The sequence below is a fragment of the Jiangella ureilytica genome (assembly GCF_004348545.1).
Lineage (GTDB): Bacteria > Actinomycetota > Actinomycetes > Jiangellales > Jiangellaceae > Jiangella > Jiangella ureilytica.
In genome coordinates this window covers 1-23,926 of sequence record NZ_SMKL01000086.1, presented here as the reverse complement: position 1 = coordinate 23,926, position 23,926 = coordinate 1, and the positions used below count along the sequence as shown (strand labels likewise).

Genomic DNA, 23,926 nt, shown 5'->3' with positions numbered 1-23,926 from the left:
GGCGGGGAGGGTGACCGTCACGACGAGGCCGCCGTCAGGGGCGAGTCACCACGGCCATGGCAGTAGTGACTCGCCCCCGACGATGTGTCAGTCGACGGGTTCGGCGAGGGCGAGTGTGCCGTCGTCGGTGACGAAGGCGACCAGGGCGGTCAGCTCGCCGCCGGACCCGTCGGTCACCGGCACGTCCACCGTCGTCCGGCCGGACTCGACCTCGACCGACACCGAGCCGGCCACGCCGTCACCGTCCCACAGGAAGATGTTGGCCCGGCCGTCCGCACGAGTCCACAGCCGCACCTCGACCTCGTCGCCCGAGTCCGACAGTCGCGCCGACGTGACCGTCGCCGTCCGTGCCGGCAGCTCCGGCCCGCCGCCGAGCCCGACGCCGTCCTCGGCGGACTGCGCGATGCTCTGCGGCGAGTCGATGCTCAGCGCCGCGGTGTCGGGCATGATCGGCGCGACCGGGTCCGAGCCGGCGTCGGCCAGCCCCGGCAGTGTCGCCAGCGCCCAGCGGAACGGGTCGGCCTGCACGCCGTTGAACGTGGACCAGCCGATGCGCGTCTGGCCGGTCTTGTCCTGCGTGTCGGAGTCGTAGACCAGCACGTTCAGCCCCATGCGCGCCGGGTCGACGGCGTCGGGCAGGACGTCGAACGGGATCTTCGCCTCGACGGTGTACCCCGTGTAGCCCTGGGCCGCCGTCACGCCGCCGGTGCACGCCGCGCACCCGCACGAGCCGCAGCCGCCACCGTGGCCGCTCGCGCCGCTCTGGGCGGCCTGGCTCCGGGCGGCGCCCATCACCGCGGCGACCTCCATGCCCGGGGCGGTTTCGGCACCCGGGCCCTGGCGGTTGTCGGCGTCGCGCTGGAAGCACGGGCCGCCCTCCACCGTGGTCGGGAAGATGCCGGTCTTGAACGTCGTCGACGTGTTCGACGAGGTGCCGCGCGGGTCGACGGTGATCTCGACGGAGTCGGTGCGCCAATGCCGCTTGCAGTCCTCCAGCGGCAGTACGGTGCCCAAGACGTCGTCGGTGACCTCCACCAGCACATAGAGCGCGTCGTCGGTGAAGCTCAGCCGGGTCGTGGACGACGCGTCCGCCGGCGGTACCGCCTGACCCTCCCACATGGTCGAGGAGTCGATGACCGCACCTGGGTACTCGCCCTCGCCGGCGACGCCGTCGACGACGGGCGCCGTCGACACCTGCGGGATCTGCGTGGTGGGCACCAGCTCGAGCACGGCGTTCGCGGTGTCGGTGCCCGCGCCGAAGTCGGTGACGATCTGGAACGGGTAGCCGCCGTTCGGGGCCCGGTTCGACGTCGGCAGCGCGGTGTCGGTGTTCGTGACGTCGAAGGTCACCGTGGTCGTCTCACCGGGGGCCAGGCCCTCGAACGGGACCGACGCGGGCGTCGCGGTGAAGCCGTCGGCGAGGTCGAGCGTGACGGTGCCGGCGGCCGGCGCTACGCCGTCGTTGATGACGTCGACGGAGACCGGCTGGGTGCGGCCGGTGCCCACCGACGCGATCGGCGCGATGAGACTGACCAGCTTCGGCAGGTCGACGTCGTCGGTCCAGCCGGCGAACACCTCGGCCTCGGGACGCTGGGCGAGGTCACCGCGCACCGCGGGCGTGGTCTCGACGGCTGCCTCGTTGGATCCGCTGCCCGACCGGGTGTCCAGCGTCGCCCGCACCGCCACCCGCTCCCCGGGCGCGGCGTCGGCGGGCGGGGTGACGGTGACGTCGACGCTGACCTCCTGGCCGGGGCGCAGCGTGCGGGGGAGCGCACCGGACGGAACCTCGGCCGTCCAGCCGTCCGGCCCGGTCACGGTCAGCGCCGGCCGCACGAGTGGACGCTTCGCCGGAGCCTTGACCTGCACCGTCGCGGTGAACTGTTCGCCCGGCAGCACGTAGAACGGGTCGGGGTCGATGGTCAGCTCGGTGCCGAGCGGCAGCCCGCCCTCGATGGGCAGCAGCGCGCCCTGCAGGGCCGCGGTCGGCCCGGCCGTCGTCTCCGGGTACGGCGTCCGGCTGGCGATCAGCGTGAACCAATCGCAGCCGTTCTGCTCCGGGTCCGTCGGCGGCGGCGGGAACACCGCCCAGCCCTGGCTGACGTACTCCCACTGCGACTTCCGCTCGCGCAGCGCCCACAGCTCGCCGGTCTCCTCCGACACCCGGCCCTGCCAGATGCCGAAGACGCGGTCGGTGGCGTCGGCGGGACGGTACGGCGTGGTCTCGCACGCCGAGCCCACGACGCCGGTGCCGGTGGCGCCGCCACGCAGGATCCGCGAGACCCGCCAGGTCGACAGGCCCTCCTCGGACAGCTGCTCCGGGAACGCCTCGGGGTCGGCGGCCGCCTCGTAGGCCTCTACTGCCAGGCGGGCGGCCTGCTGGTGGTGGCCGTGGTTGCCGGAGGTCGGCGACGGGTTCATCGTCACAATGACCTCTGGGCGGGTCGCGCGGACGACGCGCACCACGCGCGCCAGAGCGTCCTCGCCCCAGACCTCGTCGCTCAGCGGCGCGCTGGCGTTGTAGAAGAAGTCGACCTCGTCGAGGTTGTAGACGTTCTCGACGCCGGCGTTGCCGACGGCGCGGCGCTCCTCGGCTTCGCGCAGCATGCCCAGTTCCGGGCCCTCCTCGAGGCCGACGGCGTTGCCGCCGCCCTCGCCGCGCGTGACGGTGATGACGCCGGCCTGGACGTCGTCGTACTCGTTCCACTGGCCGAACGCGGAAAGCGATCCCGCCTCGTCGTCTGGATGCGCCCCGATGTACAGCACATCGAGGTCGACGGCGTCGTCCGGACCGCTGCCTCGCTGCTGCGCCTGCCCTCCGACGGCGGTCGCCGTCGTCGGGAGCGTCGCGGCGAGGAGAGCTACTGCGGCGGCGGCTACAGCAGCGGGTCTGGCTGCTCGCATGGGTGACTCCTCTCGGTGGTGCCAACGTGGGCGCGCGCTATTTGACGGCGCCCTCGACCATTCCCCGGATGAAGTGACGCTGCAGGAACAGGTAGAGCACGACCACCGGCAGCGCGACCAGCGTCGCGCCGGCGGCCAGCAGAGCGGTGCCGGACGTGTACTGGCCCTGGAAGAAGGCCAGGCCCAGCGGCGCGGTGCGCAACGACTCGTCGGTGGCCATGATCAGCGGGATGAGGAACTCGTTCCACGTCCACATGAAGACCAGCACGATCATGGTGGTGAGCGCCGGCCGGCCCATGGGCACGAGGATGCGCCACAGCGTGGCCCAGTGCCCGGCGCCGTCGATACGGGCGGCCTCGACGACCTCGCGCGAGCTGCCGCGGAAGTACGCGCGCATCCAGAACGTGCCGAACGCCGTCGACTGCGCCACCTGCGGCGCCACGATCGCGACCAGCGTGTTCGTCAGCCCCAGCTCGCGCAGGTCGAAGTAGAGCGCGATGACCAGCGCCTCGGCCGGCACCATGATGCCGAGCAGGATGAGATAGAAGATCACCTCGGAGCCGCGGAAGCGCATGGTGCCGAACGCGTAGCCGGCCAGGATCGACAGCAGCGTCGACAGCCCCACCACCAGCACCGCCACGACAACGCTGGTGCGCAGGTAAGAGCCGAACTGGCCCTGGTCCCAGGCGTCGGCGAAGTTCTCCCAGTGGAACGAGCCTCCGCCGCCGATCTGGTCGTTCGACAACGCCGTCTGCAGGATCAGCAGGACGGGGTACACCGCGATGACGGCGAACAGCGCCAGCACGGCGTAGTTCCCCAGCCGCTCGCCGCGCGAGATCATCGCTGTCCCCGTTCGCCGACCCGGTTGATCAGCACCGTCGCCGCGAACACCACCAGCGTCAGCACGATGGCCAGCGCCGTCGCGGTGCCGACGCGGCCGAGCAGGAACGCGTTGTTGTAGACCTGGTACGACGGGACGGTGGTCTCGGTGCCCGGCCCGCCGCTGGTCATGACGTACACGAGGTCGAACGTCTTCAGCGCCGCGATGACGGTGAGCGTCAGCGCCACGGCGAGCTCGCCGCGCAGCGACGGCAGCGTGATGGCGCGGAACTCGCGCAGCGGGCCGGCGCCGTCGAGCCGGGCCGCCTCGTACAGCTCGCGCGGGATGCGCGACATGCCGGCCAGGAACAGCACCAGGCACAGCCCGGTGCCGACCCAGGTGCCGACGATGCCGACCGACGGAAGCGCCCAGGTGAAGTCGCCCAGCCACGGCCGGGCCAGCGAGTCCAGCCCGACGGCCCGGAGCAGGTCGTTCAGCGGGCCTTCGGGCTCGTAGATCTGCCGCCAGGCGATCGCGACCACGACCATCGGGATGACCTGCGGCAGGAACAGCACGATCCGGAAGAAGCCGAGCCCGCGCACGACGGCCCGGCTCATCGTCGCCGCGAGCAGCAGCCCCAGCAGCACCGGCACGACCGCGTAGAACACGATCAGCACCAGCGCGTGCACGAACGCCCCGCGCAGCTGCGGCTCGGTGAACACGTCGCGGTAGTTCGAGAACCCCGCCCAGGTGCTGGCCCCGAGCCCGTCCCACTCGTAGAGCGAGAACTGCGCCGTCCGGAACAGCGGAACCAGGATGAACAGCCCGAAGACCAGAGCGGCCGGCAGGATGTAGAGGTAGGCGACCCGGCGCGGCTCGCCGGGCCCCCTACTGATCATCTGCATTCGCGTGCCCCCGCCGGGCGGGCACCAGCCGCACCCACCGCCATCAGCTGCCGGTGGCGGCGGTGTACTCGGCCTCGAGGGTCTCGAGGAACTGCGTCGTGTCGGACTGCCCGCCCATGAGGTTCTGCACCGCGACGGTGATGGTGTCGTAGAAGGTCTCGGTGGCGTAGTCGAGGTAGGGCACGATGAGGTCGTCCTGGCCGGCCTGCGCCCACGCGGCGAAGACCTCGGACTGCAGCCCGGTGGTGCTCTGCTGGTCGGCCTCGATGACCGGCACGTTGCCCGCCTCGGTGACGGCCGTCATGGCGTCGGAGCTGGTGATGAAGTCGATGTAGGCGGCCGCCGCCTCCTTGGCGTCGCTGTTGGCCGGGATGGCCCACGGGATGCTGATGCCGCCGGTGACCAGGTGCTCGCCGCTGGCGCCGGCCGGCGGGAGCACGAAGCCGACCTCGTCGCCCATGGCGGACGTGAGGTCGGCGATCAGCCAGGTGCCGCCGACGAAGAAGACGCCGGTGCCCTGGGCGAACGCCTGCCAGGCGCTGTCGTAGGTGATGCCGTTGAAGCCGTCGACGAAGTAGCCAGAGTCGACCCACGAGCGCACGGCGTCGGCCGCGGCGACGTTGTCGTCGGACATCCACGACGAGCCCGGGCGGCCGAAGCCGAGGTTGCGGATGGTCTCGGCGTCGGAGAACTGGTTCTGGACGAAACCGAACTCGTGGATGCCGGCCCACGGCTCGGAGTTGCCGAACTGGATCGGCACCTCGCCGGCCGCCTGCGCCGCCTGCACCGCGGCCTCGAAGTCCTCGGTGGTCTGCGGCGGCTCGAGGCCGAGCGCGGCGAGCTTGGTCTTGTTGTAGTAGAGGCCGACGATCTCGCCCATCTGCGGCAGGCCGTACAGCTCGCCCTCGCCGAAGTTGGCGCCGTCCTCGCTGTAGGAGGCCAGCGCGCGCACCGACTCCGGGAACCGGTCGAACCAGCCGTAGCCCTCGGCGTAGTCGTCGAGCGGCGTGAGCAGGCCGGCCGCGACGTACTGGCCCATCTCGGGGCGGCCGTTGTTGGCCTGCACGACGTCGGGGGCGTCGTCGCCGGACAGCGCCAGGCGCAGCGTGGTGCGCAGATCGTCGGTGGAGCGCGACACCCGTTCGATGGTGATGTTCGGGTAGGCCTCCTGGAACGCGGTGTTGAGCGCCTCGATCTGCTCGGTCTGCCCCTCGCGGACCTCCTGGTCCCACACCGTCAGCGTGATGTCGCCCAGCTCCGACGGGTCGGTGGCGACGTCGCCCGCCGTGGGCTCGCCGCCGTCGCCGCCGTCGTCATCGTCGCCGCCCGGCGCGCACGCCCCGATGAGCAGTGCGACGGCGGCAGCGGCGCACAGCCGGGTGGTGGTCCTCGTGATCGACAACGTCATGACTTCGGCCCTTTCGACTCATGCTGTGGGAAGCAGTGCCCTATCGCCCCGCACGGAAACCCAGCGTCGCGATGGCCCGCGACACCTCCGGCACGGCCTCGTCGGGGACGATGGTGTCCAGGAACTCGTAGTCGTCCGCGAGGACCGGGTCCTTCGACCCGGTCTCGCGGTACCAGAGCGCGATGTCGCCCCAGCCGGGAGAGGCGAGCGCGCCGCCGAAGTGCCGCACCGACAGCGCGGCACCGAGGTTGGCCAGCCGCAGTGTGTGCACGAGCGGCCAGCCGGCCAGCGTGCCCACCAGGAGACCGGCCACGAACACGTCGCCGGCTCCGGTGGGGTCGAGCGCGTCGACGGGGACGGCGGCGGCCTTGACCGGGCGGCCCGTGGCCTTGTCGAACGCGATCGCGCCGTCGGCGCCGTTGGTGACGACGGCGAGCGGCACGAGCTCGGCCAGCTTCTCCGCCGCCGCCTCGGGGCTGTCGGTGCGGGTGTAGCTCATGGCCTCGACGGCGTTGGGCGAGAACGCGTGGCAACCGGCCAGGCTCTCTCGCAGCCGGCCGAGGTCCCAGCGGTCCTCGGGGTCCCAGCCGAGGTCGGCGAAGACCAGACCGCCCGACTCGGCCACGGAGTCGACCCACGGCTGCCGCTCGTCGCCGAGGTCGACGAAGCACGAGCGGGCCTGCGGCGGGTGGCTGACCAGGCGGTTCAGCGTTTCGGGCCGGTGTCCGTGGGTGACCATGGCGCGGTCGCGCTGGTAGACCATCGAGACGGTGACAGGGGAGTGCCAGCCCGTGACGTAGCGCGAGTAGGTGAGGTCGACGCCCTCCTGGACGCCCAGCGTCTGCCGGCAGTAGTCGCCGTAGAGGTCCTCGCCGAAGGTGGCGGCCAGGCCGGTGTGCAGGCCCAGCCGGGCGGCGGCGACGGCGAGGTTGGCCACCCCGCCGGGGCTGGAGCCCATGCCGCCGGCCCACACCTCGGTCCCCTGCTTCGGGGGGCCGTCCATGCCGATGAAGATGATGTCGAAGAAGACGGTGCCGGTGAGGAACACGTCGAGCTCGGGACCGCCGCCGGCGCGCACACCGGCGAGCGGATCGTGCCGCGACGGCGCGCGGAACGGGTCACGAGCGATGTTGGACACAGCCGTTCCTTCCAAGGGTTGGTGGAACCCTAGTTCCGCTGCGCGCAAATGACAAGATATGAGCGGTTGTGATCAGAAATTCAGGCTCACTTGAGCGAAAATGACTGATATGGTTTCAGCCGTGCTTGCCCGCCGTCGGTATGAGCTCATCATGCAGACCCTCCGCTCCGAGGGTCCGGTGGCCGTCACCGCGCTCGGCAGCCGGCTCGGGGTCAGTCAGGCCACCATCCGGCGCGACCTCGCCTGGCTCGAAGAGCAGGGCCTGCTCACCCGGGTGCGCGGCGGCGCGGCGGCCAGCCCGTCGCTCGAGCCGTCGTTCGCCGCCGTCGCCACCGAGGCGCACCAGGCCAAGGACGCCATCGCCCGCCGCGCGGCCCAGATGGTCCGCGACGGCGACGTGCTGCTGCTCGACATCGGCACCACCGTGCACCGCCTGGCCGTACACCTGCGCGGGCGCAAGATCACCGTCATGACCGCCAGCATGGCCGTCTACGAGGAGCTGGTGCCCGACCCCGACATCGAGCTGATCCTGCTCGGCGGCGTGGTGCGGCGCAACTACAAGTCCTTGGTCGGCTTCCTCACCGAGGACGCCGTCCGCCAGGTGCGGGCCGGCACCCTCTTCATGGGGACCAGCGGCGTGCGCGCCGACGGCGCCGTCGTCGACACCACGGCGGTCGAGGTGCCGGTGCGGCGCGCCATGATCGCGTCGGCCGACCAGGTCGTGCTGCTCGCCGACGCCGAGAAGTTCCCGGGGACGGGGTTCGCCACCGTGTGCGGCCCCGATGCCCTGGACATGGTCGTGACCAACGCCGCCGAGGGCACCGACGCCCTCGGCGCGCTGCGGGAGAACGGTGTGAAGGTGGTTCTCGTATGAGGCTGACGATCCTCGGGGGCGGCGGTTTCCGCGTCCCGCTGGTCTTCCGGGCTCTGGCCGGCGCCGAGTCCGGCGTCGACACCGTCGTGCTGCACGACACCGACGCGAAACGGGTGCGGGCGGTGCGGGCGGTGCTCGAGGAGTCCGGCGGGTCCGGCGGCGCCGGGCCGGAGCTGGTGGTCGAGAGCGACCTGGCCGCGGCGGTGCGCGGCACCGACTTCGTGTTCTCGGCCATCCGGGTCGGCGGGCTGGCCGGGCGGTCCTGCGACGAGCGGACGGCGCTCGGCGAGGGCGTGATGGGCCAGGAGACGACCGGCGCCGGCGGCGTGCTGTACGGCCTGCGGACGGTGCCGGTGGCGCTGCGCATCGCGTCGACCATCGCGGCCGAGGCGCCCGACGCCTGGGTCATCAACTTCACCAACCCCGCCGGCATGGTCACCGAGGCGATGAGCTCGGTGCTCGGCGACCGCGTCATCGGCATCTGCGACTCCCCGGTGGGGCTGTTCCGCCGGGTCGCCCGCGCGCTCGACGTCCCGATGAGCGACGCCTGGTTCGACTACGCCGGGCTCAACCACCTGGGCTGGCTGCGGCGGGTGCTCGTCGGCGGGCGCGACGTGCTGCCGCGACTGCTGGCGTCCGACGACGCGCTCGGCTCGTTCGAGGAGGGGAAGCTGTTCGGGGCGCCGTGGCTGCGCACGCTCGGCACCATCCCGAACGAGTACCTCTACTACTACTACTTCACCCGCGACGCGATCGCCTCGGCGCAGGCGGCGCCGGCCACGCGGGGGGAGTTCCTGCTCGAGCAGCAGTCGGCGTTCTACGCGCCGCCGTCGCCGGCCCCCACGGGCGAGGGAGCGGCCGCGCGATGGGACGCGGTGCGGCGCGAGCGCGAGGCGACGTACATGGCCGAGAGCCGCGAGGCCGCCGGCGTCGGCAGCCGCGACTCCGCCGATCTCGACGGCGGCGGCTACGACCGCGTCGCGCTGGCGCTCATGCGCGCCATCGCCGCCGACGAGCGGGCCACGCTGGTGCTCAACGTCCGCAACCGCTCGGCCCTGCCGGGCCTCGACGCCGACGCCGTCGTCGAGGTGCCCTGCATCGTCGGGCGCAACGGCGCGCATCCGCTCGCCGCCGGCGCCCTGGACCCGGCGGCGGCCGCCCTGGTCGCGTCGGTGAAGGCGACCGAGCGGGCCACCATCGCCGCGGCCCGGTCCGGCTCGCGGCGGGCCGCGGTGGCCGCGCTGGCGAGCCACCCGCTGGTCGACTCCGTCACCACGGCGGGGCGTCTGGTCGAGGCCGAACTGGCCGCCCTCCCCGAGCTGCGGTCGGTCCTCACGCAGCCTTGACTGGTTCCCCGCGGTGGCGCTGGGGTTCCCCGTCCTCCTGCTGCCCATTCTCTTAGCCCCGGACGGTCGCCTCAAGCGGACCCTGGTGGCGCTTCGCGCCGTGGGGGTCCGCTTGACCCGCCCGTCCGGGGCCTAAGAACGGGCAGCAGGAGGACGGGGGGAGTCTGGCGACGGGAGACCAGGACCTCGGCTCTGCCGAGTCCGCGATGTAAGATGTGGCGGCGTTTTCTGGGCCGCCCACCACGATGACCCGAGCCGCAACACGCTTACAGGCGTAGTGCGACACGAGATCTCGTGCTGAACGTGATCCTCTGGAGCCGGCAGGCAGCCCCGACGCGGCAGCGCCGCTCCACCGGCGCTCGGGGGGTCGCCGGTGGAACGACGCTGGTCGGTGCCGGCGGCCTCGGGGTCAGTCGTCGGCCGCCGGGCGGGTCAGGCCGCCGCGGCCGCGTTGTAGACGGACTGTGCGGTGCTGCCGAAGTACGGGCCGTACATGGTGTTGTTGTCGTTGGTGTACTTGTAGCTGTTCACCGAGTTGAGCCGGCCGCCGGTGATCCAGCCGCCGCCGGAGGAGCCGCCGGTCATGTCGCAGGTGATGCCCTGGGTGGTCTGGCCTGCGGGGTCGGGGCGGGCGGCGCCGGTGCACGAGTACAGGCGCTGGCCGTTGAACGGCGGGCCCGCGGGGTAGCCGTACGAGGTGTAGGTGAGGCCGCGGGCGAGGTTGAACGCGATCGGGTAGGAGCCGACCACGCTGGTGAGGCTCTGGCCGGAGGAGTTCTCGTTCATGACCGCGAAGCCGACGTCGACGTTGAAGTCGCCGCTGTTGGCCCAGCCGCTGGAGGTGAACAGGTCCGACGCCGACCACTGGCCGTACGGCGCCGAGCCGTTGTTGTAGGCCGGGACGAAGGTGAACCGCGAGGCGAACGAGCCGCCGTCGCCCTCGTGCAGGCAGTGACCGGCGGTGGTGACGACGTCACCGTTGCCGCTGTTGGTGGCCGTGCCGGAGCAGACGTAGTTGACGCCGCCGATGGTGAAGAAGACCTTGCCGAGCTGCGAACGGGGGTTCTCCGGAACCGCGGCCCGCGCCATGCCCTGTGCCGCCGCTGTGGTGGCGTCGCCCTTGATCGTCGCGTCGGCCGGGATGGCCGATCGCATGCGTTCGGGGGTCCAGTACGCTTCGACGGCGCGCTGCTGAGCCCGTGTCGTGGCCAGTTCCTGATGCACGACCTCGGACGCCCGGACGCCGTCGGCGGCCGCCGGTGCGGCGCCCGATCCGGCGAAGGCCGGGGCCGCGGCGATGCCGGACACCACGAGCGCGGTGCCGGCAAGGAGAGATCGGATGACGGGTCTCCTCATTGCCCATTCCTCCCATGATGAGACAGTTCGTCGGGTTCGACGAGATGCCTCAACATACAGTCATCCTCCTGTCATGTACAGGTATGTCGGAATTGACTTTTCTGAGAGTCTTCTAGGACAGATGAGAGCACCCTCAGTCACGTCACGGTCAACGTATCGGCAGGCGGACCGGTGAGACAGAGCGCGCTGAAGAAGACCACCGCCATGCCGGCGTTGAGCGCGACCTCGCTGGCGCAGGTGCCGGCCGGCGAGGCCAGCAGGCGGGCGCCCCGGGCAGTGGCCGCCGGCGGAGTGGCTGCCGGCAGACCGGGCGGCAGACCGGCCGGCAGGCCGGGCGGCAGGCCGGGCGACGGCGTCAGCGGTGCGCCGCCGTGGTGGGTCACCCGGACCGCCCGCTCGCCGACGGAAGCCGAGCGACGTCGCGGCGACCAGGAAGTACAGGCCGAACAGCCAGCAGACGGCGACCAGCGGCCACATCGCGGCCGGCGTGCACGCCGGCCGCGATGTGCGTGGCGTCGAGTGCGGCGGGCGCCTCGAGGCCCGATGGCGCCGGTCCGCCGGCCGCCGCGCTCGCCGTCCGTTCGCCTGCGGACACGACGCCGTGACCGGTCGCGTACAGGAGCACCATCGCGGCCCAGCCGACGAGATGGCGCAGGTGGTAGCCGCGATGCCGGTCGGTCCGTCTCGCCTGCCGAGACCGCCGAGACGGCCACGCCGTGGCCTGCGGCCGCGCCGTCCGGCCCAGCAGGCCGTCGTGGCGCAGCTCCGCGGCGAACTAGGTCCCCACGACCGCGAACACCGCGATGCCGAGCAGCCGTGGGACGGCCGGACCGGCGGGACCGACCGTCGATGCCATCGCGATGGCCATGAGCGCGTGCGAGAGATCCGGAGCGCCGGCCGCCGTCGGGCCGATCCGCGATCGACGCCGTCCGGGCCGTGTCACCGACCACCCGAATCGGAGGGCGGAATACCCGGCCACCGCCAGGAACGTGACCGCCGCGGCGGCGCGGGCCATTTCGATCGGGGACATCGGCGTCACATCCCGCTCGATTCCTCGCGGCGTTCGTCGCATCCGTGGAGGGGAGCGGCGATCGTAAGAGCCCGTGCTCCGGCGCAGGCAGTGCCGTGATTTCACGGTCATGGACGACGCCGCCGCAGAACGGTCTCGATCGTGGCGGAGACACCATGTCATTGGGAGTCACCACGCACGCGTCGATGCTGACGTGCATCAGCGCGATGTCTTTTCCACCGCAACGAATACGCTGTACTGCCACGGTTTGTCATGGCGGAAAGAAATCTTTCAACGCTCTTGAAAGGACATGACATTCGATGTCATAGTGGAGTCACAACAGAACACTGGAGTCCCGCTCGGGACGACCGGCAACTCACTGGTCTCCGAGCGGCTGTGTCACCGCTTCTCGGGGGTCATTCCAACCGACAAGGGAGGAACGATGAAGGGCAGGCACAGGCGGCGTCCCACCAGGTCGCGCAAGAGCTGGCCGCTCAGCTGGTTCAAGGCCTCGCGCGGGCGTGGGGACGATCCGGATGCGGTGGTGGTCGCCAGGTGACGCCGCAGCGCTCCAGCGTCCTGGAGCGGCTCGTCCCTTGACGGGGGTGGACGAGGAGCCACAGGACACGACGGATCCGGCTCGAATGCGAGCCGGATCCGTCGTGTGGTGGGGCCGGTTCAGCCCTCTTGGAGGACCGACAGCACGTTGCCCGCGGGGTCGGTGAACCAGGCGATCGGCGGGCCGTCATTGCGGTGGATGCCCTTCGCGTCGCTCTGCATGCCCTCGTAGCGCGCGAACTCGACGCCTCGGGCGGTGAGCTCGTCCACCGCAGCCTCGATGTCGTCGACGGGGAAGTTGAGGATGGTGAACGACGCCGGGGTGTGCGCGTCGCCCTTCGGGTAGACCAGCACGCCGTTGCTGCCGGCGATGTGCAGGGTCAGCATGCCGTTGGCCTCGCTGACCTCGAGGCCGAGCGTCTCGGCATAGAACTGCTTGGCCTTCGGGATGTCGTCGACGGAGAAGCCGCTGTAGGCCTTCGTCTTTTCGAACATGAGCGTTCCCCTCTCTCTCCACGTGTGACGTTACCCACGAGCGGGGAGGTCCGGCAGGCGATGATGTCGAGACGCGGGCGCCGGCTCCGACGTCTCGCACGAGTGGCGCCCACCCGGGGCGCCGGTGATCGAGGGGTCTGAACGTGAAGTACATGCTGCTGATCTACAACAACGCCGCCGCGTTCGAGGAGATGACCGACGACGAGCGCCAGGCGATCTTCGACCAGGTCGACGTCCTGATGAAGGAGCTGCAGGAGTCCGGCGAGTGGGTGGGCGGAGAGGGCCTGGCCGACGCCGCGCGGGCGAAGACGGTGAAGGTGCGCGACGGCGGCACCATCGTCACCGACGGGCCCTACCTCGAGGCCAAGGAGCACCTCGCCGGCTACCTCACCGTCGACGTGGCGTCGGAGGAGCGGGCGGTCGACATCGCCGCCCGCTGGCCCGACGCCTGCCGCTGGGCCATGGAGGTCCGCGCGGTCATCGGCGGGGGCTGACGCCGCGCGCCGTCACATCGCGGCGACCGGCTCCGCGCGCAGGTCCGCGAGCAGCCGCTCGACCTCGGCCAGCTCGGCCGGGGTCAGCGGCCCGTACTCCAGGGCGCCGGCGTTCTCCTCGATCTGACCGACGGTGCGGCAGCCCGGGATCGGGACGGTCGAGCCGCTGCGCGCCCAGATCCAGGCCAGCGAGCCCTGGGCCAGCGTGCGCCCGCCGCTGCGCAGCACCTCGCGGACGGCGGCGACCCGGTCCAGCCAGAGCGGCACCGGGCGGCCGTCGCGGAAGTACTGCAGCCAGTCCGGTGCGACGCCGCGCACGTCGTCGGGCCCCAGGGTCGACGACGGCGTGAACTTGCCGGTGAGCAGGCCCATCGCGAGTGGGCTCCGGTTCAGGCTGGCCAGGCCGTGCGACTCGCAGGCCGCCAGCACCTCGGCCGCGTCGTGCAACACGTTGAAGGCGTGCTGGACGGCGGTGCAGTGGGCGCCGGCCTCGCCCCACGCGGCGGCGCGGTCGGCGTGGTCGGTGCTCCAGCCGTACCAGCGGATCTTCCCCTCGCCCACCAGCTCCTCCAGTGTCGCCAGCAGGTCGTTCGCCACCGGGATCGGGAGGTCGTTGAGGTGCAGCTGGTAGAGGTCGATGTGGTCGGTGCCGAGCCGGGCCAGCGAGCCCTCGACGGCGCGGCGCAGGTACGCCGGCGACGGGTCGGTGCCGGTGAGCTGGCGGGTGGCCGGGTCGATGGTGTTGCCCCACTTGGTGGCGATGACGACGTCGTCCCAGCGGCCGGCCAGCGCCCGGCCCAGGATCGTCTCGCTGTGCCCGGTGCCGTACGCGTCGGAGGTGTCGAACAGGGTGACCCCCAGCTCGAGCGCCCGGCGGATCGTCGCCACGGACTCGTCGTCGTCGACCTCGCCCCAGCCGCACGGTTGGTCGCCGGCCCAGAACGGCCCGCCGATGGCCCAGCAGCCCATGCCCAGGGCGCTGACCTCGAGGCCGCTCCTGCCCAGTGTGCGCGTCGTCGCAGTCATGCCGACTACGCTGCCAGTTCGAGCGCGCTCGAAGTCAAGACCTGGCGTACCGGCCGGGGCTGACGCCCAGGTAGCGGGTGAAGTGCCGGGTCAGGTGCGCCTGGTCGTAGAAGCCGGCGGCGGTCGCGACCTCGGCCGGCCGTTGGCCGGCCAGCAACAGCCGGCGGGCCAGCTCGACCCGCCGGCCGGTGAGGTAGCGGTGCGGCGGCAGCCCGAACGCCGCGGTGAACGAACGGACCAGGTGCGTGGGGTGGGCGTGCAGCCGGGCCGCCGCGGACCGCAGGCTGACGCCGTCGGCGACCCGCTCGTCCAGCAGGTCCCGCAGCCGCCCGGCCAGGGTGGGCGACGACGGCGGCAGCGGCGGTCCGGCGGTGGTCGCCGTCGTGGCCAGCCGCTCGGCGATGCGGGCGCCGATGAGCGCGAGCCGGCTCTCGGCCTCGAGGTCCTCGCCGGGGCGGTCCAGCGCCTGGTGCAGCTGGTGCACGCGCAGCCGCAGCTGCCGGTCGGCCAGCGTGGGGTGGTCGACGGTGGCGCCGATCAGCTCCGCACCGATGACGTCGGGCTCGAGGTAGAGCACCCGCTTGCAGAACCCGTCCGGCGTCGCGGACCGGCCGTCGTGCGGGACGTGCGGCGGCAGCAGCGTGACGGCGGACCCGGCGGCGCCGTGGTGGTGCCGGTCGAGGTCGAACCGGATGGCGCCGTCGTCGACGATGAGCAGCGTCCACGCGGTGTGCGTGTGCGCGGGGTAGGCGTGGTGGGTGAACCGGGCGTGGAAGACCTCGACCAGCCCGGGCACGTCGGGGCGCCAGGCGCGGACGCGCTCGCTCGCGCTGTGCGGCAGCACGCGAACCCCCTGCCCTGTGCGACTCGCCGCCACCTGGGACCCCGTGGTCGGCGATGAGCTAACAACATACAAGACCGGGCACCTCCCGGCGGTGGACGCTGAAGGCGTGACCGACGAGATCCGCTTCGCCACCAAGATCGCCGTCCTCCTCGCCGACGACCTCGCCGTCTGGCAGCGCCTCAACGTGACGGCGTTCCTGGTCAGCGGCCTGGCCGCGACCGACCCCGAGCTGACCGGCGAGCCGTACGAGGACGCCGAGGGGACGCTCTACCTGCCGATGTTCCGCCAGCCGGTGCTGGTGTTCGCCGGTGACGCGGCCGTCCTGAGAGCCGCGCACGGGCGGGCGCTGGACCGCGGGCTGCGCCCGGCCGTGTTCACCCGCGAGCTCTTCGGCACCGGCAACGACCGCGACAACCGGGCCGCCGTCCGCGCGGTGAAGCGGGCCGACCTCGACCTGGTGGGGCTGGCCCTGCACGGGCCGAGGAACACCGTCGACAAGATCGTCAAGGGCGCCCGGCTGCACCCGTGAGCACGTCGACGCCGAGTCCGCCCTCGACCCGCGCCTCGGCACCGGTGAACTCGCCGGTGAGCATCGGCATGGCCGCGGCGATGACCGCCGTCGTCTCCGGCAGCCGCAGCGACGCGTCGTGGTGCTCCTTGGACTCCCACAGCTCACTGACCACGACGAGGTCGGGATCGGTCTCGGAGACGCCGACGGCGTAGAGGCGGCAGCCCGCTGTGCGCAGCCCGTCGGTGCCGCCGAGCAGGAGGGCCACGACCTCGTCGCGGTGGCCCGGCCGGGTGCGCATGGTGCCCTGGTATGCGTACGTCACGGTGTCATCGTGTCAGCGGCGCCCGGGCGGGGCTTGTACGGATCGGACCTACTCGACGGCGGCCAGGCCGGCGGCGAGCAGGATGGCCGAGGCGAGGCTGGCGACCGCGCGGACGTGGTTCCACGACGTCCACTCGGCGTCGTAGCGCTCCCAGCGCTCCTTCGCCTCGGGGGTCTCGGGATCGACCAGCGCGAGGGCGTTGTTGCGCGGGATGTGGTAGCCGCCGGTCAGGCCGATGGAGCCGAAGATCAGCAGCAGGCCGCCGATGAGCAGGTAGATCGCCTCTTCCTCGCCCCAGCGGGCGAACGCGAAGACGACCGACACCAGCGACAGCAGCGCCGATCCGAGGAACGCCGTGAGGAACCACGGGTTGATGACGGCGGCGTTGATGGACTGCATGGACCGCACGGCCTCGCCCGGCTGCAGGCGGCGCAGCCCCGGCATGACCATGCTCGAGAACGCGAAGTAGATGCCGCCCATGAGCCCGGCGGAGACCGCCGAGGCGAGCGTCAGGGCGAAGAAGACGCTGTCGGGCATCGCGGAGCCTCCAGACGACGGTGGATCGAGATCCTAGGGGCTCCCGCCGGCAGCGGGCCGCTCCCGCGCCGGGCGGGACACAACCGCACGGCGTGCCCACGACGTCCACACCATGACAGCGTGACCGTCGTGGCGGAGGGTTGATGGGGACGGACGAGCGCGAGGACTTCGCGCCATGGGCGGCGACGGAGCTGGCCGGGCTGTGCCGCTTCGGCTACGCCGTGTGCGGCGACTGGCATCCCGCCGACGACCTGTGCAGGGTGCGCTGGAGCGTATGTACGTCGCCTGGCCGACCTCGGCGGCGTCGTGAACCTCGGCGCCTATGCGCGCACCGTCGTGGTCCGGGCTGCATCGTCTTGGCGCTCCCGTCCGGCCCGCGAGCGATCGGGCGAGCGATCGGGCGAGCGATCGGGCCGATGGTCGGCAGTGTGGTGCTACAGCGCCGGTGATCCCCCCACCATCACCGTCCGGCCTCGGCGCCGCACACCCGGGCGGCAACCCCGGGCTCGATCCGGTCCTGGGTGGGTGAGGTTGCCGGCGAGTGGTGCGTATCGGTGCTCATGGCAACGGGGCCACCACGCGATCCGGCGCCCGCGCCGGACCCTGGGCGCCGTCCGGCCGGCTCCTGGACAATCGAGGGGTGAGCGACCTCTACAGCGCCGACGAGGCACGCGCCGTCCTCGACCGGCTGCGGCCGGTCCTCGACGAGCTGATCGCGGTCCGCGCCGACCTCGCCGAGCTCGGCGCCGCCATCCAGGGCGGGGCCGCGAGCCGGCTCGGCGGGCTGCCCGAGCTCAAGGCGGCCCAGGCCCGGCTCGACGAGCTGCTCTCGTCGGTCGTCGGCGCCGGGGTCCAGGTCAAGGGCATCGCGCCGCTGCTGCTCGACTTCCCCGCGGTGCTCGACGGCGAGCAGGTGCTGCTCTGCTGGCTCGAGGGCGATGCCGACCTCGCCTGGTACCACCGCGCCGATCTCGGCTTCGCCGGCCGCCGCCCGCTGCCGCCGTCACCGTGAGCGGTCCGGACCGGAGGCTTCACAAGATCGCCATCGCGCTGTACGGTCCGCAGCGGGCGGGCCCGGGGGGCGCCTGAGCCGCAGTCAGCCCCGACTCTCGAGTTCGTTCGGCACCGTCGCCCGGCGGACGAAGGAGTCCACCATGCCCGCACGCCGTCACCCGTCCCGACGTCTTCTCGCCGCCGCCGCAGCCCTCGGGCTCGGCGTCTCGCTGCTCGTCACCAGTGGTGCGGGCGCCGAGGACGGCCATGAGCTCGAGATGTACACCGCCGAGGTCAGCGCCGAGGAGGCGGCGCGGATCAGCGCCGACGGCCTCGACGTCACCGCCGCGGAGCCCACGGCCGACGGCGTCAGCCTCGACCTGGTGCTCAGCGACGAGGAGGTGCGCGGGTTGCGCGGCCGCGGCATCGACGTGCGGGTGAAGCGCAACGCCGACGGCCTGAGTGCGCGCGAGTCGGCGGCCCGGCAGGCGGCCTCCGGCTACACGGTCTGGCGGTCGTGGGACGAGGAGGGCGGGCTGCGCGACGAGCTCTACGCCCTGGCCAGAGCCAACCCGCAGATCGCCAAGCTGGTCGTGCTCGGCGAGACGTACAACGGCCGCGAGATCATCGCGCTCAAGCTCACCCAGGGCGCTCGCGGCATCGCCGACGGCACCCGCCCGGCCGTGCTGTACAGCTCGCTGCAGCACGCCCGCGAGTGGATCTCCGGCGAGGTCAACCGGCGGCTCATGAACGAACTCGTCGACCGCTGGCGCGCGAACGACCGCGAGGTCCGCAGCATGCTGCGCCGCAACGAGTACTGGTTCCTGCTGGTCGCCAACCCCGACGGCTACCAGTACACGTTCGACACCGAGCGGCTGTGGCGGAAGAACCTGCGCGACAACGACGGCGACGGCGCCGTCACGCGCCTCGACGGCGTCGACCCGAACCGCAACTACCCCGAGCACTTCGGCTACGACGAGGAGGGCTCGTCGTCGCTGATCTCGAGTGACACCTACCGCGGCCCGGAGCCGGCGTCGGAGCCGGAGACGCAGGCGATGCTGGCGCTCTACGACCGCGTCCGGTTCGCCTTCCACGTGAACTGGCACTCCACGGGCGAGTGGCTGATCTACCCGGAGGGCTGGCAGATCGGCACGCCCAGCGCCGACGACCCGATCTACTACGCGCTCTCCGGCAACCGCGACAACCCCACCGTCCCCGGCTGGGAGCCCGGCCTGTCCTCGGACGTGCTGTACGTGACCAACGGCGAGACCACCGACTTCGCGCACGCCCAGCGCGGGACGCTGGCGTGGACCCCGGAGCTCGGCGAGGGCCTCCCCGGCAGCGGGTTCGTCTTCCCCGACGACGAGGCGCTGATCGAGGCCGAGTTCCGGAAGGTGCTGCCGTTCGCCCTGGACGTGGCGAAGTCGGCGGCCGACCCGGACGACCCGGTGTCGCACCTCGGCCTGACCACCAAGCCGTTCTACCTGCAGAGCGAGGACACCTACAAGACCGGCCTGCCGCAGGCGAACTTCACCTTCGACTACTCCTACGGCGACCCGCAGGAGGTGCGGGTGCTGGCCAAGCGCGACCTCGGCGAGGTGACGGTGAAGTACCGGATCGACGGCGGCCCGGTCCGCAGCGCGCCCACGCAGGAGTGGAAGGGCGGCGACCGCTACGGCGGCACGACGGCGGTCCACTACCGGGTCATGAGCGGCGTGGTCACCGGCACCGACCCCGGCGACTCGGTCGAGGTCTGGTTCGAGGGCGGCGGCGAGACGAGTGACTCGTTCACCTACGCCGCGGTCGAGGAGTCGCCGGACGACGTGCTGCTCCTGGCTGCCGAGGACTACACCGGCGCCTCGCCCGTGCAGCCGGCCGGCCCGCGCTACCTGGCGGCGTACCAGGAGGCGCTGACGGCGAACGGCGTCGGCTACGACGTGTACGACGTCGACGCACGCGGCAGGGTGGCGCCCGACGCCCTGGGCGTGCTGTCGCACTACGAGGCCGTCATCTGGTACACCGGCGACGACGTCGTCACCCGCGAGCCGGGCTGGGGCGCGGGCAACGCGTCGCGGCTGGCCATGGACGAGCTGCTCGAGGTGCGGGACTTCCTCAACGAGGGCGGCCGCGTGCTCTGGACCGGCAAGTACGCCGGCAGCCAGTACACCCAGAACCTCGGGCTGCAGGCGTACGACCCGACGGCGGCGAACGCCCAGTGCTCGTCCAGCCCGGTCGTGGCGGAGCGCTGCCGGGTGCTGGCCGGCTCCGGCGACCTCACCAACGACGTGCTGCAGTACTGGCTGGGCGCCTACCTGGTGGTCGACAACGCCGGCACCGGCGAGGACGGCGAGCTGCTCGACGTCCTGGGCACCGAGGACGGCCCGTTCCAGGGGCTGGCCTGGGGCTTCGACCCGGCCGGCAACCAGGACCACAGCAACTCGCTGATCACCACCAGTGGCATCCTGCCGGCGGACCGGTACCCGCAGTTCGACAGCTGGGTGGCCGGGCGCTGGGACCGCGAGGGCGGGCCGTTCGAGCCGCACAGCGGTGACTTCTACGCCTACTCGCAGATCGGCGACGTCTCGTTCAAGCGTCTGACCAACACGATCAGCGTGCCCGCGAGCGGGACGACGACGCTGTCGTTCTGGACGTCGTACGACATCGAGGCCGCGTGGGACCACCTGTTCGTCGAGGTGCGCCCGGCAGGTACCGACGACTGGACGACGCTGCCCGACCTCAACGGGCACACGACCCAGGCACTGCCCGCCAACGGCAGCTGCCCGGCCGGCTGGAACACCCTGCACCCGCGGCTGGACCACTACCAGACCGTCGTCGACGACACGACCTGCACGCCCACCGGCACGACCGGCGAGTGGCACGCCGCGTCGGGGAATTCGGGCGGCTGGCAGGAATGGGAGCTCGACCTGTCCGGCTACGCCGGCGGCGACGTCGAGGTCTCGATCAGCTACGCCAGCGACTGGTCGGTCCAAGGGCTCGGCGTGTTCGTCGACGACGTGACCGTCACCACCGGCGACGGGAGCACCTCGTTCGAAACCGATCTGGGTGGCTGGGAGGTCCCCGGCGCGCCGGAGGGCAGCGCCCCGAACGCCAACGACTTCCTCCGGACGACGGCGGCCGGCTTCCCGGAGGCCGCCGTGGTCGCGACGCCCGGCTCGCTCTACGCCGGGTTCGGTCTCGAGGGCGTCGAGACGGCGGCCGAGCGGGCCGCCGTCATGGACCGGGCGCTGGAGCACCTGCTGGACTGACCCGCTGCGCGGACCCCTGCCGCGCGGGTCCCGGTCGCGGGTACTCCAGCGCCCACCACCTGGTCGCCGGTCGGTGCCTAGCCCTGCAGGGCGCGGGCGTCGGCGGCGATCAGCTCGGCCAGCTCGGCCGGCAGCTGCTGGCCGAGGACGCCGTCCTCGGCGATCGCGGCGACGCGGATCCAGTCGGACCGGTCGATGGCGCGCAGCAGCTGGTCGCGCAGGCTCCGGACCACGTCGGGCCCGGTGGCCAGCCGCACCAGGCCGGCGGGCGACGGTGTCACCGTCACCGTGACCGAGGCGGTGGCGGTGCCGTTGACACCGGTCGCGGTGACCTCGAGCGTGTGCGCGCCGGCCGCCAGGGTGTCGACGGCGATGGCGGCGCCCTCGGCCACCTCGTCACCGTCGAGCGTGATGACGATCGACTCCGCCCGGTCCGACGTCACCGCCGGCACCAGCACGTCGCCGCGGGTGAGCGCGGCACCGTCGGCCGGCGCCGCGAACGCGACCGTGGGCTCGTCCGGCACCGTCTGCACGTGCCGCTCGTTCCAGCCGACCAGCGCGCCCGGCCGGTTGGTGATGATGCCGTCGACGCCGAGGTCGCGCAGGATCTCCCACTGGGAGGCGTCGTCGATGGTGTACGGCATGACGGCGATCTCGGCGGCGTGCAGGTCGTCGATGACGTCGGTGCGGTTCTGCAGCGCCGTCCACGCCGGGTTGTAGGCGACCACGCCGAGGTCGCGGGCGACGGCGACAGGGTCGGCGTCGATGCTGGAGCGGAGCAGGCCGAGGCGCAGCTCCGGCTCGATGGCGCGGACGTCGCGCAGCACGTTGACGTCGAAGCTCTGCAGCAGGGTCTGCTCGATGAGCCCCTCGTCGCGCAGCTGGCCGACGATGACCTCGAGCTCCGCACGCGTCTCGGGACCCTTGACCTCGAGCAGCAGCACCGGCGCGCGGCCCTTCACCAGCGCGAGCACGTCGAGCAGCGTCGGCACCGGCTGGCCGGAGAACGCCGTCGAGAACCACGTGCCGGCGTCGAGCCCCTCGATGTAGTCCGACGTGACGGACGGCAGCGCGCCGGTGCCGTCGGTCGTCCGGTCCAGCGTGTTGTCGTGCAGGATGATCGGGACGCCGTCGGCGCTGCTGGCGACGTCGACCTCGACGTAGTCGGCGCCGCTGCGCAGTGCCGACTCGACGGCGGCCAGGGTGTTCTCGGGCGCCACGGCCGAGTAGCCGCGGTGCGCCACGACGGCGGGCGTCGAGGCCGGGCCCACCGGACGGATCACCGGCTCCTCCTCGAGCTCCGTGACGACGACGTCGTCGAAGGATACGGTGCCGCCGTTGGCGAGCAGACCCAGCACGCCCTGCTCCGAGCGCTGCAGCGCGCTGGTGCGCATGACCTCCTGGCCGTCGAAGATCCAGGTGGCCCGGCTGCCCCGCACCTCGACGGCGACTCGCACGTCACGGCCGGTGCCGGCGGCGTGCGGCGCGGCGGCGGTGTTCGTGACGTTCCACGCGTCCGACGTCGTGCGCTGGGCGAACTCGAGGCCGTTGGATGCCGTCGAGCCGCTGCGCATGGTGGCGATCCACCACGGCGTGGCCCCGTTCGGCGCGATGTCCAGGCCGACGGCGGTCCACCGGGCGGCGTTGATGACCTGCTCGAATCGGGCCGTGACCTCGACGCGGTAGTTGCGCAGGTGCGGGCCGAACGTGATGCGCGACAGCTGGTTCGCCGAGGTGCTGACGCCGATCAGGCGGCCGTTGGACACCGACCACTGGCCCTCGACGGCGTTCCAGCCGGCCGGGATCGCGCCGCCGGAGAAGTCCTCGGTGAGAACGACGGCGGGCTCGTCGGGTTCGGACTCAGCGGCTGCCGGCACCGCGACGAGCGCGGCGGACAGCGCGGCGACGGGCAGCGCCGCGGCGAGGAGTACGGAGAGGCGGGGGAGTCGCACGGGTCCTCCTGGGAGGGTGGGGGGTTTCCGGGATGCTACGGATCGTCGCTGAATGCCGGTTGAACGGCGGATGAGAGGATGGGCGGTCGTGACGCGTGTACTCATCACCGGGGCCGCGGGCCTCATCGGGCGGACCACCTGCCTGCACCTCGCCGAGGCCGGCTACGCCACCACGGCGCTGGTGCTCGACGACCCCGGCGACCTCGCCGCCGACCGCGTCGTCGTGGGCGACGCGACCGACCGTGCCACCGTCGTCGCCGCCCTCGACGGAGCCGACGCCGTCGTGCACCTGGCCGCGATCCCCGCACCCGAGCTCGGCTCGCCCGACGCCGTCTTCGCCGGCAACACCGCCGCGACCTTCGCCGTCCTCGACGCCGCGGGGGAACGGGGCGTGCGCAACGCCGTCGTCGCCAGCAGCATCAACGCGCTCGGCTACCGCTATGGCCCGCAGCAGCCGGCGCACCCCGAGTACGTGCCGCTGGACGAACGGCTGCCCACCCGCGCCGCCGACCCGTACTCGCTGTCCAAGGTGGTCGACGAGCTGACCGCGCAGGCCATGCACCGCCGCCACGGCATGGACGTCGTCGCCTTGCGGTTCCCGATGGTCGGCGGCTTCGGCGACTCCGCCGTCGGCGACGACCGGCTGGTCGGCTACCTCGAGAAGACCGCCGCCGACCCCGGCCATGCCGCGCCCGACCTCTGGCTCTACCTCGAGACCCGCGACGCCGCCCGGGCCGTCGAGCTGGCGCTGCGCCCCGCCCGCCCCGGCGCCCACACCGTCTTCGTCGCCGCGCCGGAGAACTCCACGCCCTACCCGACGGAGCAGCTGCTGGCCGCGTTCCATCCGGACGTGCCGCGGACGCGGACGTTCGCCGGGCGGGAAGCGCCGGTCGACCTGACGGCCGCGCGCGACCTGATCGGCTTCACGGCGACTCGCCTGGCCGAGGTGGTTCCGCGAGATCTGCACTGACGTTCCCGTCGCCGGGGTTGCGCTGGGTTCCCCCGTCCCCCTGCTGCCCATTCTCTTAAGCCGCGCGGGTGCCCTCAAGTCCGCGCCCTCGGTGGTTGCTTGACCGTGTGGTTGGGGGGCTTGGACTTGACCGCACCCGCGCGGCCCAAGAACGGGCAGTTATCAGGGGGACGGGGGGAGTCTGGCGACGGGTGCGGGGTC

General features: G+C 72.3%; 21 protein-coding genes. 7 read left to right on the top strand and 14 right to left on the bottom strand.

Annotated elements, in window-relative coordinates:
• Window positions 1-87 precede the first annotated feature (87 nt).
• Genes E1212_RS25805 through E1212_RS25785 form a run of 5 tightly spaced genes read right to left on the bottom strand, consistent with a single transcriptional unit; the run spans window position 88 to window position 7,172 of the window.
• Window positions 88-2,901 (bottom strand): sugar-binding protein, encoded by a 2,814-nt coding sequence (locus E1212_RS25805; RefSeq protein ID WP_131987829.1) that lies wholly within the window; start codon window positions 2,899-2,901, stop codon window positions 88-90.
• A 37-nt stretch (window positions 2,902-2,938) separates the two neighbouring features.
• Complete coding sequence (locus E1212_RS25800) at window positions 2,939-3,742, bottom strand: carbohydrate ABC transporter permease (RefSeq protein ID WP_131987827.1); 804 nt, start codon at window positions 3,740-3,742, stop codon at window positions 2,939-2,941.
• Window positions 3,739-4,626 carry a carbohydrate ABC transporter permease gene (locus E1212_RS25795; RefSeq protein ID WP_131987825.1) on the bottom strand — a complete coding sequence of 296 codons (888 nt, stop codon included), beginning with the start codon at window positions 4,624-4,626 and terminating at the stop codon, window positions 3,739-3,741. Before E1212_RS25795 ends, E1212_RS25800 begins: the two co-directional genes overlap by 4 nt.
• Before the next feature lie 43 nt (window positions 4,627-4,669).
• Window positions 4,670-6,034, bottom strand: coding sequence for an extracellular solute-binding protein (locus E1212_RS25790; RefSeq protein WP_131987823.1), 1,365 nt, complete (start codon window positions 6,032-6,034; stop codon window positions 4,670-4,672).
• Between the two features lie 40 nt (window positions 6,035-6,074).
• The gene (locus E1212_RS25785; RefSeq protein WP_238992487.1) at window positions 6,075-7,172 is read right to left on the bottom strand and encodes a PfkB family carbohydrate kinase; all 1,098 of its coding nucleotides are present in this window, start codon (window positions 7,170-7,172) and stop codon (window positions 6,075-6,077) included.
• A 121-nt stretch (window positions 7,173-7,293) separates the two neighbouring features.
• Here E1212_RS25785 and E1212_RS25780 point away from each other — a divergent pair, with 121 nt between their 5' ends.
• Both E1212_RS25780 and E1212_RS25775 read left to right on the top strand, forming a co-directional pair.
• Entirely contained in the window at window positions 7,294-8,046 is a 753-nt protein-coding gene (locus E1212_RS25780) for a DeoR/GlpR family DNA-binding transcription regulator (RefSeq protein ID WP_131987821.1), read from the top strand.
• On the top strand, window positions 8,043-9,392 hold the full coding sequence (locus E1212_RS25775; protein ID WP_131987819.1) for a family 4 glycosyl hydrolase: 1,350 nt from the start codon (window positions 8,043-8,045) through the stop codon (window positions 9,390-9,392). Before E1212_RS25780 ends, E1212_RS25775 begins: the two co-directional genes overlap by 4 nt.
• 432 nt (window positions 9,393-9,824) lie before the next feature.
• Here E1212_RS25775 and E1212_RS25770 read toward each other — a convergent pair whose 3' ends face one another.
• From E1212_RS25770 to E1212_RS25755, 4 genes are all read right to left on the bottom strand, one after another.
• Window positions 9,825-10,748, bottom strand: a complete 924-nt coding sequence (locus E1212_RS25770) for a trypsin-like serine peptidase (protein ID WP_131987817.1) — start codon at window positions 10,746-10,748, stop codon at window positions 9,825-9,827.
• A 137-nt stretch (window positions 10,749-10,885) separates the two neighbouring features.
• Entirely contained in the window at window positions 10,886-11,131 is a 246-nt protein-coding gene (locus tag E1212_RS25765) for a hypothetical protein (protein WP_131987815.1), read from the bottom strand.
• Between the two features lie 392 nt (window positions 11,132-11,523).
• On the bottom strand, window positions 11,524-11,778 hold the full coding sequence (locus E1212_RS25760; protein WP_131987813.1) for a hypothetical protein: 255 nt from the start codon (window positions 11,776-11,778) through the stop codon (window positions 11,524-11,526).
• Between the two features lie 657 nt (window positions 11,779-12,435).
• Complete coding sequence (locus E1212_RS25755; RefSeq protein WP_131987811.1) at window positions 12,436-12,810, bottom strand: VOC family protein; 375 nt, start codon at window positions 12,808-12,810, stop codon at window positions 12,436-12,438.
• 152 nt (window positions 12,811-12,962) lie between these two features.
• Between E1212_RS25755 and E1212_RS25750 the strand changes: the two genes are divergently transcribed.
• Window positions 12,963-13,304 (top strand): YciI family protein, encoded by a 342-nt coding sequence (locus tag E1212_RS25750; protein WP_203417221.1) that lies wholly within the window; start codon window positions 12,963-12,965, stop codon window positions 13,302-13,304.
• Window positions 13,305-13,316: 12 nt separating this feature from the next.
• On the opposite strand, the gene E1212_RS25745 is transcribed toward E1212_RS25750, so the two are convergent.
• Both E1212_RS25745 and E1212_RS25740 read right to left on the bottom strand, forming a co-directional pair.
• Complete coding sequence (locus tag E1212_RS25745; protein ID WP_131987807.1) at window positions 13,317-14,330, bottom strand: aldo/keto reductase; 1,014 nt, start codon at window positions 14,328-14,330, stop codon at window positions 13,317-13,319.
• Window positions 14,331-14,364: 34 nt separating this feature from the next.
• Window positions 14,365-15,174, bottom strand: coding sequence for a helix-turn-helix transcriptional regulator (locus E1212_RS25740; protein ID WP_238992486.1), 810 nt, complete (start codon window positions 15,172-15,174; stop codon window positions 14,365-14,367).
• Window positions 15,175-15,280: 106 nt separating this feature from the next.
• On the opposite strand from E1212_RS25740, the gene E1212_RS25735 reads away from it, so the two are divergent.
• Window positions 15,281-15,703, top strand: a complete 423-nt coding sequence (locus E1212_RS25735; RefSeq protein WP_131987805.1) for a DUF2000 domain-containing protein — start codon at window positions 15,281-15,283, stop codon at window positions 15,701-15,703.
• On the opposite strand, the gene E1212_RS25730 is transcribed toward E1212_RS25735, so the two are convergent.
• Together E1212_RS25730 and E1212_RS25725 are read right to left on the bottom strand one after the other, a co-directional pair.
• Window positions 15,678-16,007 (bottom strand): putative quinol monooxygenase, encoded by a 330-nt coding sequence (locus tag E1212_RS25730; protein WP_131987803.1) that lies wholly within the window; start codon window positions 16,005-16,007, stop codon window positions 15,678-15,680. The two genes, E1212_RS25735 and E1212_RS25730, sit on opposite strands and share 26 nt — an antisense overlap.
• 48 nt (window positions 16,008-16,055) lie before the next feature.
• A complete protein-coding gene (locus E1212_RS25725) occupies window positions 16,056-16,544 on the bottom strand; it encodes an anthrone oxygenase family protein (RefSeq protein WP_131987801.1) in 489 nt (162 codons plus the stop codon).
• A 640-nt stretch (window positions 16,545-17,184) separates the two neighbouring features.
• Here E1212_RS25725 and E1212_RS25720 point away from each other — a divergent pair.
• Window positions 17,185-17,556, top strand: a complete 372-nt coding sequence (locus E1212_RS25720; RefSeq protein WP_131987799.1) for a DUF2203 domain-containing protein — start codon at window positions 17,185-17,187, stop codon at window positions 17,554-17,556.
• A 142-nt stretch (window positions 17,557-17,698) separates the two neighbouring features.
• Window positions 17,699-20,803 carry a M14 family metallopeptidase gene (locus E1212_RS25715; RefSeq protein ID WP_203417218.1) on the top strand — a complete coding sequence of 1,035 codons (3,105 nt, stop codon included), beginning with the start codon at window positions 17,699-17,701 and terminating at the stop codon, window positions 20,801-20,803.
• A gap of 77 nt (window positions 20,804-20,880) precedes the next feature.
• Here E1212_RS25715 and E1212_RS25710 read toward each other — a convergent pair whose 3' ends face one another.
• The gene (locus tag E1212_RS25710; protein WP_131987797.1) at window positions 20,881-22,755 is read right to left on the bottom strand and encodes a glycerophosphodiester phosphodiesterase; all 1,875 of its coding nucleotides are present in this window, start codon (window positions 22,753-22,755) and stop codon (window positions 20,881-20,883) included.
• An 88-nt stretch (window positions 22,756-22,843) separates the two neighbouring features.
• On the opposite strand from E1212_RS25710, the gene E1212_RS25705 reads away from it, so the two are divergent.
• Window positions 22,844-23,725: an NAD-dependent epimerase/dehydratase family protein gene (locus E1212_RS25705; protein ID WP_203417216.1), complete on the top strand. Its 882-nt coding sequence runs from the start codon at window positions 22,844-22,846 to the stop codon at window positions 23,723-23,725.
• Window positions 23,726-23,926 lie beyond the last annotated feature (201 nt).

Coding starts and splice junctions, on each gene's coding strand:
- E1212_RS25805 (WP_131987829.1), bottom strand. CDS start 2,901: ATGCGAGCAGCCAGACCCGCTGCTGTAGCCGCCGCCGCAGTAGCTCTC.
- E1212_RS25790 (WP_131987823.1), bottom strand. CDS start 6,034: ATGACGTTGTCGATCACGAGGACCACCACCCGGCTGTGCGCCGCTGCC.
- E1212_RS25755 (WP_131987811.1), bottom strand. CDS start 12,810: ATGTTCGAAAAGACGAAGGCCTACAGCGGCTTCTCCGTCGACGACATC.
- E1212_RS25745 (WP_131987807.1), bottom strand. CDS start 14,330: ATGACTGCGACGACGCGCACACTGGGCAGGAGCGGCCTCGAGGTCAGC.
- E1212_RS25800 (WP_131987827.1), bottom strand. CDS start 3,742: ATGATCTCGCGCGGCGAGCGGCTGGGGAACTACGCCGTGCTGGCGCTG.
- E1212_RS25760 (WP_131987813.1), bottom strand. CDS start 11,778: ATGTCCCCGATCGAAATGGCCCGCGCCGCCGCGGCGGTCACGTTCCTG.
- E1212_RS25795 (WP_131987825.1), bottom strand. CDS start 4,626: ATGCAGATGATCAGTAGGGGGCCCGGCGAGCCGCGCCGGGTCGCCTAC.
- E1212_RS25775 (WP_131987819.1), top strand. CDS start 8,043: ATGAGGCTGACGATCCTCGGGGGCGGCGGTTTCCGCGTCCCGCTGGTC.
- E1212_RS25725 (WP_131987801.1), bottom strand. CDS start 16,544: ATGCCCGACAGCGTCTTCTTCGCCCTGACGCTCGCCTCGGCGGTCTCC.
- E1212_RS25715 (WP_203417218.1), top strand. CDS start 17,699: ATGCCCGCACGCCGTCACCCGTCCCGACGTCTTCTCGCCGCCGCCGCA.
- E1212_RS25770 (WP_131987817.1), bottom strand. CDS start 10,748: ATGAGGAGACCCGTCATCCGATCTCTCCTTGCCGGCACCGCGCTCGTG.
- E1212_RS25750 (WP_203417221.1), top strand. CDS start 12,963: ATGCTGCTGATCTACAACAACGCCGCCGCGTTCGAGGAGATGACCGAC.